This is a genomic window from Lysobacter oryzae DSM 21044 (genome assembly GCF_059568595.1).
The window spans coordinates 447,077-461,216 of record NZ_JCANTQ010000009.1 but is presented as its reverse complement, the minus strand read 5'-3'; the positions used below and the strand labels follow the sequence as shown (position 1 = coordinate 461,216).

17 protein-coding genes are annotated in these 14,140 nt (G+C 69.9%); 10 read left to right on the top strand and 7 right to left on the bottom strand.

Annotation, left to right across the window (positions count from 1 at the left end; genetic code table 11):
* The first annotated feature begins 12 nt into the window (after window positions 1-12).
* Together BP05_RS05900 and BP05_RS05895 are read left to right on the top strand one after the other, a co-directional pair.
* Window positions 13-507, top strand: a complete 495-nt coding sequence (locus BP05_RS05900; protein ID WP_496361435.1) for a hypothetical protein — start codon at window positions 13-15, stop codon at window positions 505-507.
* A 110-nt stretch (window positions 508-617) separates the two neighbouring features.
* Entirely contained in the window at window positions 618-1,556 is a 939-nt protein-coding gene (locus tag BP05_RS05895; protein WP_496361433.1) for a helix-turn-helix transcriptional regulator, read from the top strand.
* Here the strand turns inward: BP05_RS05895 and BP05_RS05890 are convergent.
* The 3 genes from BP05_RS05890 to BP05_RS05880 are packed head-to-tail and all read right to left on the bottom strand — an operon-like array spanning window position 1,486 to window position 3,624.
* Window positions 1,486-1,881: a hypothetical protein gene (locus tag BP05_RS05890; RefSeq protein ID WP_496361431.1), complete on the bottom strand. Its 396-nt coding sequence runs from the start codon at window positions 1,879-1,881 to the stop codon at window positions 1,486-1,488. The genes BP05_RS05895 and BP05_RS05890 overlap by 71 nt on opposite strands.
* 22 nt (window positions 1,882-1,903) lie before the next feature.
* Window positions 1,904-3,304: an NAD(P)(+) transhydrogenase (Re/Si-specific) subunit beta gene (locus BP05_RS05885; protein WP_496361429.1), complete on the bottom strand. Its 1,401-nt coding sequence runs from the start codon at window positions 3,302-3,304 to the stop codon at window positions 1,904-1,906.
* Window positions 3,301-3,624: an NAD(P) transhydrogenase subunit alpha part 2 gene (locus BP05_RS05880; RefSeq protein WP_496361427.1), complete on the bottom strand. Its 324-nt coding sequence runs from the start codon at window positions 3,622-3,624 to the stop codon at window positions 3,301-3,303. Before BP05_RS05880 ends, BP05_RS05885 begins: the two co-directional genes overlap by 4 nt.
* 150 nt (window positions 3,625-3,774) lie before the next feature.
* Between BP05_RS05880 and BP05_RS05875 the strand changes: the two genes are divergently transcribed.
* Genes BP05_RS05875 through BP05_RS05860 form a run of 4 tightly spaced genes read left to right on the top strand, consistent with a single transcriptional unit; the run spans window position 3,775 to window position 5,537 of the window.
* Window positions 3,775-4,122, top strand: a complete 348-nt coding sequence (locus tag BP05_RS05875) for a hypothetical protein (RefSeq protein ID WP_496361425.1) — start codon at window positions 3,775-3,777, stop codon at window positions 4,120-4,122.
* 9 nt (window positions 4,123-4,131) lie between these two features.
* Window positions 4,132-4,701, top strand: a complete 570-nt coding sequence (locus BP05_RS05870) for an RNA polymerase sigma factor (RefSeq protein WP_496361423.1) — start codon at window positions 4,132-4,134, stop codon at window positions 4,699-4,701.
* On the top strand, window positions 4,698-5,093 hold the full coding sequence (locus BP05_RS05865; RefSeq protein WP_496361421.1) for a hypothetical protein: 396 nt from the start codon (window positions 4,698-4,700) through the stop codon (window positions 5,091-5,093). Before BP05_RS05870 ends, BP05_RS05865 begins: the two co-directional genes overlap by 4 nt.
* A gap of 3 nt (window positions 5,094-5,096) precedes the next feature.
* Entirely contained in the window at window positions 5,097-5,537 is a 441-nt protein-coding gene (locus tag BP05_RS05860) for a DUF3106 domain-containing protein (protein ID WP_496361419.1), read from the top strand.
* Window positions 5,538-5,640: 103 nt separating this feature from the next.
* Here BP05_RS05860 and BP05_RS05855 read toward each other — a convergent pair whose 3' ends face one another.
* Window positions 5,641-6,768, bottom strand: coding sequence for an NAD(P) transhydrogenase subunit alpha (locus tag BP05_RS05855; RefSeq protein ID WP_496361417.1), 1,128 nt, complete (start codon window positions 6,766-6,768; stop codon window positions 5,641-5,643).
* A 144-nt stretch (window positions 6,769-6,912) separates the two neighbouring features.
* On the bottom strand, window positions 6,913-9,063 hold the full coding sequence (locus BP05_RS05850; protein WP_496361415.1) for a DUF1631 family protein: 2,151 nt from the start codon (window positions 9,061-9,063) through the stop codon (window positions 6,913-6,915).
* A 133-nt stretch (window positions 9,064-9,196) separates the two neighbouring features.
* Between BP05_RS05850 and BP05_RS05845 the strand changes: the two genes are divergently transcribed.
* From BP05_RS05845 to BP05_RS05835, 3 genes are all read left to right on the top strand, one after another.
* Complete coding sequence (locus tag BP05_RS05845; protein WP_496361413.1) at window positions 9,197-9,781, top strand: nitroreductase family protein; 585 nt, start codon at window positions 9,197-9,199, stop codon at window positions 9,779-9,781.
* Window positions 9,778-10,695 carry a 5'-3' exonuclease gene (locus BP05_RS05840; RefSeq protein ID WP_496361411.1) on the top strand — a complete coding sequence of 306 codons (918 nt, stop codon included), beginning with the start codon at window positions 9,778-9,780 and terminating at the stop codon, window positions 10,693-10,695. The genes BP05_RS05845 and BP05_RS05840 overlap by 4 nt, the downstream gene beginning before the upstream one ends.
* Before the next feature lie 104 nt (window positions 10,696-10,799).
* On the top strand, window positions 10,800-11,369 hold the full coding sequence (locus tag BP05_RS05835) for an NUDIX hydrolase (protein WP_496361409.1): 570 nt from the start codon (window positions 10,800-10,802) through the stop codon (window positions 11,367-11,369).
* Window positions 11,370-11,411: 42 nt separating this feature from the next.
* Here BP05_RS05835 and pip read toward each other — a convergent pair whose 3' ends face one another.
* Both pip and prmC read right to left on the bottom strand, forming a co-directional pair.
* Window positions 11,412-12,353 carry a prolyl aminopeptidase gene (pip, locus tag BP05_RS05830; RefSeq protein WP_496361407.1) on the bottom strand — a complete coding sequence of 314 codons (942 nt, stop codon included), beginning with the start codon at window positions 12,351-12,353 and terminating at the stop codon, window positions 11,412-11,414.
* A 94-nt stretch (window positions 12,354-12,447) separates the two neighbouring features.
* Window positions 12,448-13,293, bottom strand: a complete 846-nt coding sequence (gene prmC / locus BP05_RS05825; protein ID WP_496361405.1) for a peptide chain release factor N(5)-glutamine methyltransferase — start codon at window positions 13,291-13,293, stop codon at window positions 12,448-12,450.
* Between the two features lie 207 nt (window positions 13,294-13,500).
* Between prmC and ahpC the strand changes: the two genes are divergently transcribed.
* Window positions 13,501-14,064 (top strand): alkyl hydroperoxide reductase subunit C, encoded by a 564-nt coding sequence (ahpC, locus tag BP05_RS05820; protein WP_496361403.1) that lies wholly within the window; start codon window positions 13,501-13,503, stop codon window positions 14,062-14,064.
* The last annotated feature ends 76 nt before the right edge of the window (window positions 14,065-14,140 follow it).

The following is a 14,140-nucleotide window of genomic DNA, read 5'->3' as shown; positions in this document are numbered from 1 at the left end:
GTGAGGCCAGCGATGTCCACGATCGACTCCCTGCCGGCGCGCCCCGCCCACCGCCCTGCGCTCCGCATGGTGATCGCCGGCGGGATCACGCTCGCGACCCTTGACCTGATCTATGCCTGCTCGTTCTGGGCATGGCTGCGCCACGTCCCCCCGATGCGGGTGCTGCAGTACATCGCCTCGGGCGCACTGGGCCAGGCGTCGTTCCAGGGCGGCGTCGCCACGGCCCTGGTGGGCGCCGGCTTCCACTACTTCATCGCCACCATGATGGTGCTCACGTACTACCTGGTGGGCGGCCGCTATCGCTTCCTCCTGCGGCGGCCGGTGCTGTACGGGATCCCCTACGGTTTCGTGCTGTGGGTGGTGATGACGTACGTGGTCGTGCCGCTGTCGCGCGCGGAACCTTCGTCCAAGCCGATCATGCTGGCCGTGGTGTGCAATTTCCTGATGCACCTGCTGTTCGGCGTGATCTGCGTCTGGTTCGCGCGCAAGGCGCACGCGATCCGGTAACCGGCGCCGGAATGGCTCCATCGGAGCGCGCGCGACTGGCGCTGCCCCGCACGCCGTCCCGGCCCTAGCCTGATTCCGAGCGCGATCGCGCGCATCCGGGAGCAGGATCGATGCTGGAATTCCATTGCTTGCGCATGGGCGAACGCCTCGACCTGGCGCGGGTCGACGCGGCCGGGCCCGGTGACCGCCTGCATCTGGCCGTCGTGTCGCACCGTGGTGCGCAGTTGAACCTGCCCCCGGCCTGGCAATCGGTGTGGATCGGCCTGCGCGGCAACATCCAACTGCATTCGCCGTGCGGCGCCTGGCCGTTGCGGCAGGACTTGCTGGTGGCGCAGGAAGGTCCGCTCCAGGCTTGCATCGAACGCACGTCGGCCGTCCTGGTCGTGGCCGGTTCCGCAATCGCCTGGCGCCATGCGCTGGCCACCTGCGTGCCCGAACGCGCCTGCAGCGCGCTCCTGGTCGAGCAGCGACCTTGTCCGCGCCTGCTGCGCCGGCAGATGGTGCATCTCGCCCGGGTGGCGCGCACTAAACGCGACCGGGCCGGCGACGCCTTCGCGCCGTTGCTGCGTTCCCTGCTGGACGGTCAGCACGACATGCGCGCACTCGCCGACCGCTGCAGCGGCCGCACGCCGCATCGCCGCCTCCTGACCCTGCAGCGGCTGTTGCGCGTGCGGCAACTCATCGAGCGCCGCGGCGACGGCCACCTCGACCTCGCCCGGCTGGCGGGCAGCGCGAACTACTCGCCCTGGCACCTGATCCGCTTGTACCGCGAGCTGTTTGGCGAAACGCCCAGCGAGCACGTGGCGCGCGTGCGCCTGGCACGCGCGTGGTCGCTGGTGCACGACAGCACCCTGCCGGTCTGCGAAATCACCCTGCGGCTCGGCTTCGAAAGCCAGAGCGCGTTCTGCCGCGCGTTCAAGAGCGCTTATGGCCTGACCACCACGCAGGCGCGGCACCTGGCCGCAGGCGGATCCGCGGTCAGCCCGCGTCCGGCGCATGCGCGGCCGCGGATGCGGCCCGCGCCAAGGCCGCTGACCGCTCGGCGCTGATCGCGTTGCGTACCAGCCCGAACAATGCCAGCAGCCACACCGGGACGACGAACCACGGATCGTGGGTGAACGCCTGCAAGGTTCCGCTCGAACCCTGCCAGTACAGGACGGCGGTCAGCGCGAGGAAGGCCACCAGCGCGACAAGCAGGAAGCGCGCCGTGCGCGCGCTGCGCCAGCTGACGCCCGGCGCGACCACCAGCGCGAGGACCAGCGGGCCGACCGTGTCACCAAGCCAGGGTGTCTGTGCCAGGTGCGAGTAACCCCACACGGACAACAGCGTGGTCGCCGTCACCAGCCTCAGGGTGCGCAACGCGTCGGCTTTCATGGCCTAGCCTCGTCCCGTTGCGTCAGTGCCCGCCTTCCAGCGCCTTCAGTTCGCTCACCAGCGCCGCCACCATGCTCGCGCCATCGCCGAACAGCATGCGCGTGTTGTCGGCGTAGAACAGCGCATTCTCGATGCCGGCGAAACCCGTGCCCTTGCCGCGCTTGATCACGATGGTGTTCTTCGAGTTCACCACGTCGAGGATCGGCATGCCGTAGATCGGCGAGGCCGGATCGGTCTTCGCGACCGGGTTGACCACGTCGTTGGCGCCGATCACCAGCGACACGTCGGTGTTGGCGAACTCGGGATTGATGTCGTCCATGTCGGCGATCAGGTCGTAGGGCACGCCGGCCTCGGCCAGCAGCACGTTCATGTGCCCCGGCATGCGCCCGGCGACGGGATGGATGGCGAACTTCACCTTGACCCCGCGATCCATCAGCTTCTGCGCCAGCTCCCACACCTTGTGCTGCGCCTGCGCGACGGCGAGGCCGTAGCCGGGCACGATGACCACGCGTTCGGCGAAGGCCATCATCGCGGCCACGTCGCCGGCCTCGATGGGCTTCTGCGAACCGCCGATCTCCTGCATCTGCCCGCCGCCGCCGAAGTTGGAGAACAGCACGCCGCGGATCGGCCGGTTCATCGCCTTCGCCATCAACTGGGTGAGCAGCGTACCGGCGGCGCCCACCATGGTGCCGGCGATGATCAGCGCCTGGTTGTCGAGCACGTAGCCTTCGAACGCCACGGCCAGGCCGGTCAGCGCGTTGTAGAGCGAAATGACGACGGGCATGTCCGCGCCGCCGATCGGCAGCGTCATCAGCACGCCCAGCGCGAGCGCCGCGATGAAGAACGTGATGATCGCCGGCACGCCCAGCGAATGGATCACGATGCCGCCCAGCACCACGGCGGCAACCGCGACCGCCGCGTTGAACAGCTGCTGGCCCGGGAAGGTGTAGCGCTTGTCCATGCGCCCGTCGAGCTTGGCCCAGGCGATGATCGAACCGGACAGCGACACCGCGCCGATCAAGGCGCCGACCACGCCCAGCACCAGCGTCACCAGCGACGGTGGACGGCCCTGCGCCGAGAAGCGCAGCAGTTCGACCGCGCCGATCGCCGCCGCCGAGCCGCCGCCCATGCCGTTGTAGAGCGCGACCATCTGCGGCATGTCGGTGATCGCGACCTTCTTGCCCGATACCCAGGCCAGCGCGGTGCCGATGACCAGCGCGGTGACGATCAGCGCGAGGTTGTGCAGGTCGGGGAGCAGGAAGGTCGCGACGGTCGCGATCACCATGCCCATGCCCGCCCAGCGGATGCCGCTGCGCGCGGTCAGCGGCGACGCCATGCGTTGCAGGCCAAGCAGGAACAGCGTCGCCGCGACGAAGTAGCTGGCCGCGGCGATCCACGACGCCGCGCTGGCGAAGCCGCTCATGCCTTGCCTCCGTCGACGCTCGGGCTCTTATCACGCCTGGCCTGCGACGGCTTGAACATCTCCAGCATGCGCTCGGTGACCACGTAGCCGCCGGCGGCGTTGCCGGCGCCCAGCAGCACGGCGAGGAAGCCGATCGACTTCTCCAGTGTGGTGTCGGCGTGGCCGAGGACCACCATCGCACCGATCAGGACGATGCCGTGGATGAAGTTCGACCCCGACATCAGCGGCGTGTGCAGGATCACCGGCACCCGCGAGATGATCACGTGGCCGGCGATCGCCGCCAGCATGAAGATGTAAAGCGCTACCAGCCCTTCGGTCATGCGGTGTGCCCCCACGGTCGCGTCGCCCCATCATAACGATCCCTGAATGCAACGGCTGCCGTGTCAACCGCCGACCGGGTCACGCGTTTCCCCCATGCAGGCCGACATCCACCGGCGCATCCCGCGCCCCGCCTGCCGGAGGAGATGCACATGAAGGCACCGCTGGGAATGACACTGGGTCTGGTCCTGCTGGCCGCGAGCGCCGCCGCCAGCGCCGGCGACTTCGGCGATCGCGTCGACCAGCGCCTGGACCGCAAGGGCGAACGCATCGAACAGCGCCTGGACCGCAAGGGCGACCGCATCGAGCACCGCTTCGATCGCCGCGCCGAACATGCCGCCGCCAACGGCCATGAGCACAAGGCCCATCGGCTCGAGCGCAAGGGCGATCGCATCAACGCCCGCCTGGACCGCCGCGGCGAACTGGCCGAGGCGCGCTGGGACCGCCGGGGCGACCGCTTCGACCGCCGCTGGGATCGACATTCGGACCGCAGACACTGAGGCCGGTGCATGCTGGAACGCATGACCTCCGCCGTGGACATGCCCGTCGCCGCCCCCGCCGTGTTCGCGGCCGGGGCGACGACCCTGGATGAGTTCCTCGCCGGGATCGCCACGCGCGCCTTCCGCTTCGCCGAGGCCGGTTTGCGCCATCGGGAGGATGCGCGCGACGCCGTGCAGGACGCGATGACCCGGATGCTCGCCTATCGCGAGCGCCCGGCCAGCGAGTGGACGCCGTTGTTCTGGAGCATCCTGCGCAGCCGCATCGTCGACACCCAGCGCCGTGGCCTGCTGCGGCTGCGCTGGCTTTCGCCGCAACCCGACGCGGACGAATCCGTCGACTGGGCCGATCCCGGCGGCGATCCGTCGCGCCACCAGGAAGACCAGCAGGCCTGGGGCCGCATCGTCGACGGCCTGCGCCGCCTGCCCCGGCGCCAGCGCGAGGCCTTCAGCCTGCGCATTTTCGAAGAGCTCGATGTCGCCACCACCGCGCGCGTCATGGGTTGCAGCGAGGGCGCGGTGAAGACGCACCTGTCACGGGCGCGCGAAGCATTGCAGCACTACCTGGAGGACTTCCGATGAACAGCGGACACGACAACGACGCACCGCGGGAAACGGGCGCGCACGGCTTCGACGAGCGCCTGCGCCATGTGCATGCGCAGGCCGTCGCTAGCGTTTCGCCGCGCACGCGGCTGCGGTTGCGGCCGCAGCGGCCCGCGCCTGCGGCAGCAGTGCGATCCCGCGTGCATGCGTGGCCGCTCGCGGCGACCTGCGCGATCGCCCTGGTCGCCGGCGGCCTGTTCCTGCGTCATCCCGCAACCACCGCGCCGGATGGATCGGCACCCACGGCCACCACCGCCCTCACCAGCAACAGCGACGTCGAGCCCGGCGACGTCTACGCCACGCTCGACGAGTCGCCCGAGCTCTACCTCTGGCTCGCCTCGAACGACACCGAAAATCTCGTTACGGAGTAACCCATGAAACTGCTTCGCCACACCCTTGTCCTCGCGCTGCTCTGCGGCGCGCCCGCCTTCGCTCAGACCGCTCCAGCCGGCAAGGCCGCGGCCACGCCGGCCCGCGCGTATCCGGCGTGGGAACAGCTCAGCGCCGCCGAGCGCGAGATGCTGGTCGCGCCCGTGCGCGAACGCTGGAACGACAGCCCGGAAGGCCGCGCCCGCATGATGGAACACGCGCAGCGCTGGCAGACCATGACGCCTGAGCAGCGCCAGCGCATGCACCGGGGCGTGAAGCGCTGGGGCCACATGTCGCCCGAACAGCGCGCGCAGGCGCGCGCCCTGTTCGGCGAGATGCGCAACCTGTCGCCGGAGGACCGGCAGAAGCTGCGCGCGGAATGGAAGACGATGAGTCCGGCCGAACGGGAAGCCTGGCTCAAGGCGCATCCGGCGAAGCCGCGCTGAGCAAGGCTGCGTTAGGTAAGCAGGGGTCCTGCTGGCCTCCTGCTCTGCACGGGTCCCCGAGGCAGCGATTCGATGGCGTCGCGCGTTGCGACGCGCTCGATGCCTAAGCGGCGGACGCTTCCTCGCGGCGCGGCCACACCGTCTTCGCCAGCAGCTCGTCGTTCCAGTCGAACGCGATCGCGCCGTCCTTCACGAACAGGCTGACGAAGTTCAGCAGGTTGCGCGCGTACATCTCGCTCGCGTGCACGGCGCCCATGCTGGCCAGGTCGAGTGGGCCGGCGATGGTGACGCCGTTGGCGCTGGCGATGGTTTCGCCGGGGCGGGTGAGCTCGCAGTTGCCGCCGGTTTCCGCGGCCAGGTCCACGATCACGCTGCCCGGCTTCATGCCCGCGACCATGGCCGCGGTGACGATCTTCGGCGCGGGCCGGCCCGGCACGGCGGCGGTGCACACGATCACGTCGACCGTCTTGAGGTGCTCGGCCAGGCGCTGCTGCTGCAACGCACGCTCCTCGTCGGTGAGCTGGCGCGCGTAGCCGCCCTCACCGGCGGCGCTGACGCCGAGGTCGAGGAACTTTCCGCCCAGCGACTCGATCTGCTCGCGCGTCTCCGGACGCACGTCGAAACCTTCGACCTGCGCGCCCAGGCGCTTGGCCGTCGCGATCGCCTGCAGGCCGGCGACGCCGGCGCCGACGATCAGCACCTTCGATGGCCGGATCGTGCCGGCGGCGGTGGTCAGCATCGGGAAGAAGCGCGGCGCGAGCTGCGCGGCGATCAGCGTCGCCTTGTAGCCCGCCATGCCCGCCTGCGAACTCAGGATGTCCATCGCCTGCGCGCGCGTGGTGCGCGGCAGGCGCTCGAGCGGAAAGGTCACCAGGCCGCGCGCTTCGATCGCCTGTGCGCGTGCCGCATCCGCCTGGGGCGCGAGCATGCCGACCAGGGCGGAGCCCGGCTTCAGCTGCGAAAGCGTGGCCGGCGGCGGTGGTTGCACGCACAGCACGAGATCCGCGTCGGCGAGCGTGGCGGCGGCGTCATCGGCAAGTTGCGCACCGGCACCGGCATACGCGTCATCGGTGAAGCCGGCGGACAGGCCGGCGCCGCGTTGCACGCGCACCGTGGCGCCGAGCGCGGCGAGTTTCTTGCACGTTTCCGGCGTCGCCGCGACCCGGCGTTCGCCCGCCGCAACCTCGCGCGCCACCGCGACGGTAATGCCCTGCCCCGCTCCTGCCGTCATGCCGCGCTCCGCACCGGAAAGTCAGCGGCATCCTAACCGCTGGCGCTGCGAGGGCACCACCTGCTGCCGCCACGGCATGAGCCGACCAAAAAGAATGGAGCGGCCAGGCCGCTCCATTCCGTGTTGCCGCGATGTGGGAGGTCGTCAGGCGGCGCGCACGAGGCGATCGCGCAGGTGCCGCATGGCTTCATCCGTCGGTGCGCGCTCCGCGCCTACCTGGAGGCGCCCGGCCTGCGCCATCGACGCGAGTTCCGCCGCCGACGCAACCAGCACGCGCAGGCCGCGGCGATTCACCAGCAGGAAGCGGCCGCTCATCGGGCTGATCCAGGCGACCTTGACCGCAACCGCCTGCCCTGCCGGATCGAGCAAGCGCAGCCATTCGCCCGGCAACAGGCGGCGCATGCGCGCGGCGATTTCGGGATCGTGCTGGACCGTGTCGGTACCGCCGGCCAGCCACAACGACGCGTCCTCGGTGGCGGCTTCCTCGTCCATCGCCGGAGCCGGCATCGCCGGCACGCTCCGCGGCACGTCCGGCAGCGCGAAAGCGCGAATGAGATCGGCGAGGCGCTGCACGGCGGCGTCCTCGTCCAGCCCCGAACTGGCCAGGCACTGGGTGATGGCTTCCTGCAGCGACAGCAGGCGATCGGCCAGCTTGCCGCCGTCGGTACCGGTACGCGCCATGCGGTCGGTATCCAGCAATGCGTCGCCGAGTGCCAGCGTTTCCGCGTGCCGGGGCGAACCCGCGCCATCCCGTAGCAGCGTCTGCACCAGGTGGTGGCGCCACGGCTCGGCGAGGAATTCGCCCACCGGACCCGCCATCGGCTCGTTGAAGAGGTAGTGCAGCACCTGGTCCGCTTGGGTGCGCGCCTCGTTGAGGCGCTCGCGGCCGAAGGTGGCCTTGGCCGCGCGCGCCTCCTGCAATTCGACGCGGCGGCGGTGCTGCTCGAGCAGCCCTTCCAGTTCGGAATGCGCGAGTTCGAACACCGCCAGGTCTTCGTTGTAATCGGCGACGATGCGCTGGGAGATCGCGGCGCAGCGCTCGATCAGTTCGCGGTCCTGCGGTGTCGCCGCCGAATTGCCTTCGCAGGCTTCGGTGATCGCATCCAGCAACCTGCGCGCGGGGTGCTCGCGCTGCACGAACACGCCGCCGTCGCTCATCGCGACCTTGACGTACGGCATCACCAGCCGGCCGTAGAGGCGGCGCGCGTGGTCCAGCAGCGCGTAGCTCTGGAACAGCGACTCGAACAGCATCCCGACCAGGTCGATGGCGTCGTCCTGGTCGGCACTCATGCGGGTGTAGTCGGGGTTGTGGCCGAGGCGACGCGCACCGTCGACCAGGTGCTCGCGGATCGCATGGGCCAGCTGGCCCGCCTGGCCGTTGAGCGCGCGCACGAAGACGTCCGGCGACTCGGTCTGCAGCAGCGAAGCCACGCCGAGCACTTCCTCGTTGCGCAATTCGCGGCGCGGCAATGCGTTCAGGGCTTCGTTCTGGGCATGCCCGGGCCGCTGCTGGCGCCAGGCGCGCAGTTCGGAGCGCAACTGCGCGAATTGCGCGGAGATGGCCGGATCCTTCACCCGGGTGCGGCGGATCTCCGGCACCAGTTCGGGTTCCTGGTCGCGCCGGGCGACCTGGATGTCCTTGGGCGGCAGCGGGCGCGGCCCTTGTGCAGGCGCGCCGTAGCCGGAGGTCGCCAGCAGCTGGTTGACGCGGGTGTAAAGGTCGCCGAGCACGCGCGTGAGTTCCTGCTCGTAGGCGCGGAACATCAGCGGCTGCAGGTCGTGCGGCATGGCCGCGTCGCGGTAGGTTTCGATGAAGGCCCCGGCCAGGCGGCCGGCGCCGATCGGGTTGGCGCCCGGCTGCATCTGCAGCGCTTCTGCCAGCTTGTCCAGGCGGGCGTTCATGGTTTCCAGCGCGGGAGCGAAGCGGTTCTCGATGGCGTCGGCCAATTGCTGGCCGGCCAGGTGGAAGGCGAGCTGGTTCTCCGCGACCAGCGACAGCGGCAGGTCGCCGCGGTTGCGGATGCGCAGCGAGCGGAAATCGTCGAAGCCCTGCGCCACCTGTTGGCGGTAACGCATGACGAATCCGGCGGCCTGCTGGCGCAGTTTCAGCAGCGCCTGCAGTTCGACGTGGCGGACGGCGCCACCGCGGGCGGAGGAATCCTGCAGGGTGAACTCGACCGGCGCGTACAGGCCGCTGGGCACCGCGCCCAACAGCTCGACCGCGATGCGCTTGATCTCTTCCAGCACGCGCGCGGGATCGCCACGCCCGGAAGCGCCCTGTGCGGTCTTGGCCATGGGAGGATAATCGGACACTGTTGCCACCTTTTCCCCGCCGCCGGGCTGCGACACCGACGGCACTTTGCGACGTGTTCCGCAGCATAGTGTCCGAAATTGTCAGCTTGCGACCTTGTCTCCAGATCTGTGACCCATGTCCCATAACGTCCTTGACGACCGACTGGCCCCGCTCGACCGGCGGCGCTCGGTCCCGTCCAAACAACTCACCGACCCGGCGCCCGACCAGCCCACCCTGCTGCGGTTGCTGCAGTCGGCCGTGCGCGTACCCGACCACGGCAAGCGCACGCCGTGGCGCTTCCTGGCCATTCGCGGTGATGCGCGCCTCGCCCTCGGCGAGCGCCTGGCGGCGCGCGGCCGCGAACGCGATCCCGATGCCGGCGATGCCGCGATCGAAAAGGATCGGCTGCGCTTCGCCCACGCCCCGCTGGTGATCGCGGTCGTCGCGCAACTCGGACCGGACGAGAAGATCCCCGAGCAGGAGCGCCTGCTCAGCGCGGGCTGCGTCTGTTTCGCGCTGCTGCAGGCCGCCCAGGCCGCGGGCTTCGGCGCCCAGTGGCTGACGGGCTGGCCCGCCTACGACGCGGAAGTCGCGCGCTGGCTGGAATTGGCCGCGCACGAGCGCATCGCCGGCTTCATCCACATCGGCACGCCCAAGCTCGACGCGCCGGAGCGCGAACGCCCCGATCCGCGCGAGCTGCTGAGCGAGTGGACGCCATGACCACGCCCGCAGCCACCCCGCGCGCCCTGTACCTGGTCGACGCCAGCATGTACGTGTTCCGGGCCTGGCATTCGATGCCGAACGAATTCACCGACGCGGACGGCTGGCCGGCCAACGCCGTGCACGGTTTCGCCCGCTTCCTGCTGGAACTGCTCGACCGCACGCGGCCGCAGCACATCGCCATCGCCTTCGACGAGGCGCTCGACTCGTGCTTCCGCAACACGCTGTATCCGGCCTACAAGGCCAACCGCGACGCCGCGCCGGAAGAACTCAAGCGCCAGTTCGCGCATTGCAAGGCGCTGTGCATCTCACTGGGCTTCACGGTGCTGGCGCACGGCGACTACGAGGCCGACGACCTGATCGGTTCGGCACTGGTGCGGCAGCGTGCGCACGGCTTCCGCAGCGTGATCGTCTCCGCGGACAAGGATCTTTCGCAGTTGCTGGGCGAGCACGACGAGCAGTGGGATTACGCCCGCGACCAGCGCTGGGGCGCGAGCGGCGTCAAGGCGCGCCAGGGCGTGCACGCGCACCAGGTCGCCGATTACCTCGCCCTCACCGGCGACAGCGTCGACAACATCCCCGGCGTGCCCGGTGTCGGCGCCAAGACCGCGGCGGTACTGCTGGCGCACTTCGAAACGCTGGACGCACTGCTGGCGCGGATCGACGAAGTGCCGTACCTGCGCATCCGCGGAGCCGCCGGCGTCGCGGCCAAGCTGCGCGAGCACCGCGAACAGGCCCTGTTGTGGCGCCGCCTCACCACCATCGCGCTGGATGCGCCGCTGGAAGCGGGCCACTTCGAACGCGGCAATCCCGATCCGCAGATGCTGGCGACCCTGTGCGAGGCGCTGCGCTTCGGGCCGATGACCCGGCGCCGGCTGCACGCCGCGGCGGGGCTGGAATTCGCGGTCGCCTAGCGCCGGCCGCGCGCGCGAGATCCCGCCTGCCAGCGCTCCTCGCGCGCGCTGCGCATTGCGGTGGAACGACGGCGGGGGCGATCGCGGCGCGGTAGCATCGCCGCATGAGCCAGCAGCAGCACGAAACCGAAGACCACCCGAGCGAAACCCTGTATGACGGCCAGTGGCTGCGACTGATGCGTCGCGGCCACTGGGAATATGCCGAGCGCAGCCATGGCAACGGCATGGCGGTGATCATCATCGCCGCCACGCCGGACGACCACGTGCTGTTCGTGGAGCAGTTCCGCGTGCCGCTGGGCAAGCGCACGATCGAGATGCCCGCCGGCCTGGTCGGCGACGACCACGCGCACGACACCCTGGAATCCGCGGCACGGCGCGAACTGGTGGAGGAGACCGGCTGGGAACCGGCGCAGGTCGAAGTCCTGCTGGTCGGTCCGACCTCCGCGGGCATGAGCAACGAGCGCATCGCCTTCGTCCGCGCTTCGCAACTCAAGCGCGTCGGCGCCGGCGGCGGGGTGGACGGGGAAGGCATCACGGTGCACGAAGTGCCACGGCTGCAGGCGCCCGCATGGTTGATGCGCAAGCAGGCCGAAGGCTACGAGCTCGACCTCAAGCTTTGGGCCGGGCTGTGGATGCTGGAGCGCGAGCCGGACGGTACGCCGCGCGCCGGCTGAGGCGAGGCCTTCGTCCCGCGCGGGAACGAAGGCCGGCGCGACTCAGGCGAAGCGCTCCGTCGCGCGGACCAGCGCGTCCACGTTCTCCGCCTCGAAGGCCGAATGCCCCGAGGCCGGCGTGATCGCCAGCTCGCCCTTCGGCCAGGCCTTGTGCAGTTCCCACGCGCTCTGCACCGGGCACACCACGTCGTAGCGGCCGTGCACGATCACGCCGGGGATGTCCTTGAGCCGGTGCGCATCGCGCAGCAGCTGGTCCTCGACCTCGAAGAAGCCGCCATTGACGAAGTAATGGTTCTCGATGCGCGCGAACGCCAACGCGAACGCGGCGTCCTCGTGCCCGGCGACGAAGTCGGCATCGACGTGCAGGAAGCTGGTCGCGCCTTCCCACACGCTCCAGGCCCGCGCCGCGTCCAGGCGCGTGGCTTCGTCGTCCGAGGTCAGGCGGCGGTGGAACGCGGAAATCAGGTCGTGGCGCTCCACCGGCGGAATCGCGTTGACGTACGGCTCCCACGCGTCGGGGAACAGGCGCGAGGCGCCTTCCTGGTAGAACCACTCCAGCTCCCAGCGGCGCAGCATGAAGATGCCGCGCAGCACCAGTTCGGTGACGCGCTGCGGATGGGTCTCCGCATACGCCAGGGCCAGCGTGGAACCCCACGAGCCGCCGAAGACCTGCCAGCGTTCGATGCCGAGCTGCACGCGCAGCTTCTCGATGTCGGCAACCAGGTCCCAGGTGGTGTTGTCGACCAGATCCGCATGCGGCTTCGAGCGGCCGCTGCCGCGCTGGTCGAACAACACGATGCGGTACTTCGCCGGATCGTGGAAACGCCGCATCTTGTCGCTGCAGCCCGCGCCCGGGCCGCCATGCAGCAGCACCACCGGCTTGCCGTCCGGATTGCCGCACTGCTCGTAATAGAGGACGTGGCGGTCGTCGACCTGCAGCGTGCCGGTGTCGTACGGCTGGATCTCGGGGAAGAGCGTGCGCATTGCGACGGGTCCGTCTTCGCGGGGAAGGAAATTCTAGCGCGCGGGCTCCTGCCGACTCTTGTCGGCCGCCCGCAGGACAGGCGGTGACAGGCGACTAGAGCGGCTTTTGCCCCAGCGTCACCCGGTCGCGGCCTTCGAGGTCGCGCTCGGTCGCCACCGCCGCGAAGCCGGCATCGCGCAGCAGCGCGCGCACCGCCGCGCCCTGCTCCCAGCCGTGCTCCAGCAGCAGCCAGCCCCCGTCCTGCAGGTGCGCGGGCGCATCCGCCACGATCCGCCGGATCGCATCGAGGCCGTCGACGCCCGAGCTCAGCGCCGACGCCGGCTCGAAGCGCAGGTCGCCCTCCGCCAGGTGCGGATCGTCGCCGGCGATGTAGGGCGGATTGCTGGCAACCAGGTCGAAGCGCTCGCCCGCCAGCGGGCCAAACCAGTCGCCTTCCCGGAACACCACGTTCGCCAGGCCCAGTGCCCGCGCATTCGCGCTGGCGACGGCGAGCGCCGGCGCGCTGGCGTCGCTGGCGACCACCTGCGCGCGCGGCCGCTCGTGCGCCAGAGCCAGGGCGATGGCGCCACTGCCGGTGCCCAGGTCGGCCACGCGCAGCGGGCGGTCCGTGGGCAACCGGGCCAGCGCCAGTTCCACCAGCAGCTCGGTTTCCGGGCGCGGGATCAGGGTGGCGGCGGTGACCGCGAGGTCGAAAGACCAGAAGCCGCGCCGGCCGGTGAGATAGGCGACGGGTTCGCCGCGCGCACGCCGCTCCACCAGCACCTCGAACACAGCGGCGACATCGTCGGCAGCGGGATCATCGCGGTGCGCGAACAGCCAGGCGCGGGGCTGGCCCAACACGTGCAGCAGCAGGAATTCCGCATCGACCGCATCGATGCGGCCGCGCGCGTCGCGCAGCAGGGCGTCGAGGCGTCGGGTGCCGGGGGCGTGGGAATTCATCGGCAAATGGTAGCGGTCCGGCCGCCTGCACCCGGCGCATACGCACGGCAAACGGCGCGTCGGCTTACATCGGCGCGTGCGCGGCGCCTGCCGCCTTAATAGGCATTGCCTATCGCATCAATCGCATCAATCGAATTGATCAATTCGATCGCCACACCTAGCATTCCCTCCTGTCTTCCCATCCACCCTCAACCACGGACGAATGCAATGTCTTTGATCAACACCGAAATCAAGCCGTTCAAGGCGCAGGCCTTCCATAACGGCAAGTTCGTCGAAGTGACCGACGCCTCGCTCAAGGGCAAGTGGTCCGTCGTGATCTTCATGCCGGCCGCCTTCACCTTCAATTGCCCGACCGAAGTCGAGGACGCCGCCAACAACTACGCCGAGTTCCAGAAGGCGGGCGCCGAGGTCTACATCGTCACCACCGACACGCATTTCTCGCACAAGGTGTGGCACGAGACCTCGCCGGCCGTGGGCAAGGCGCAGTTCCCGCTGGTCGGCGACCCGACCCACCAGCTGACCCGCGCATTCGACGTCCACATCGATGAAGAAGGCCTCGCCCTGCGCGGCACCTTCATCATCAATCCGGACGGCGTGATCAAGACGCTGGAAATCCACGACAACGCCATCGCCCGCGATGTCACCGAGACGCTGCGCAAGCTGAAGGCCGCCCAGTTCGTCGCCAGCCATCCGGGCGAGGTCTGCCCGGCCAAGTGGCACGAAGGCGAGAAGACCATCAAGCCGTCGCTCGACCTGGTCGGCAAGATCTGATTCCAGGCGTTACCCGCTGGCCCGCCCGCAACGGCGGGCCGGCATTCCGCGGGCCGCGGCCCGTCGGATGCTTGGA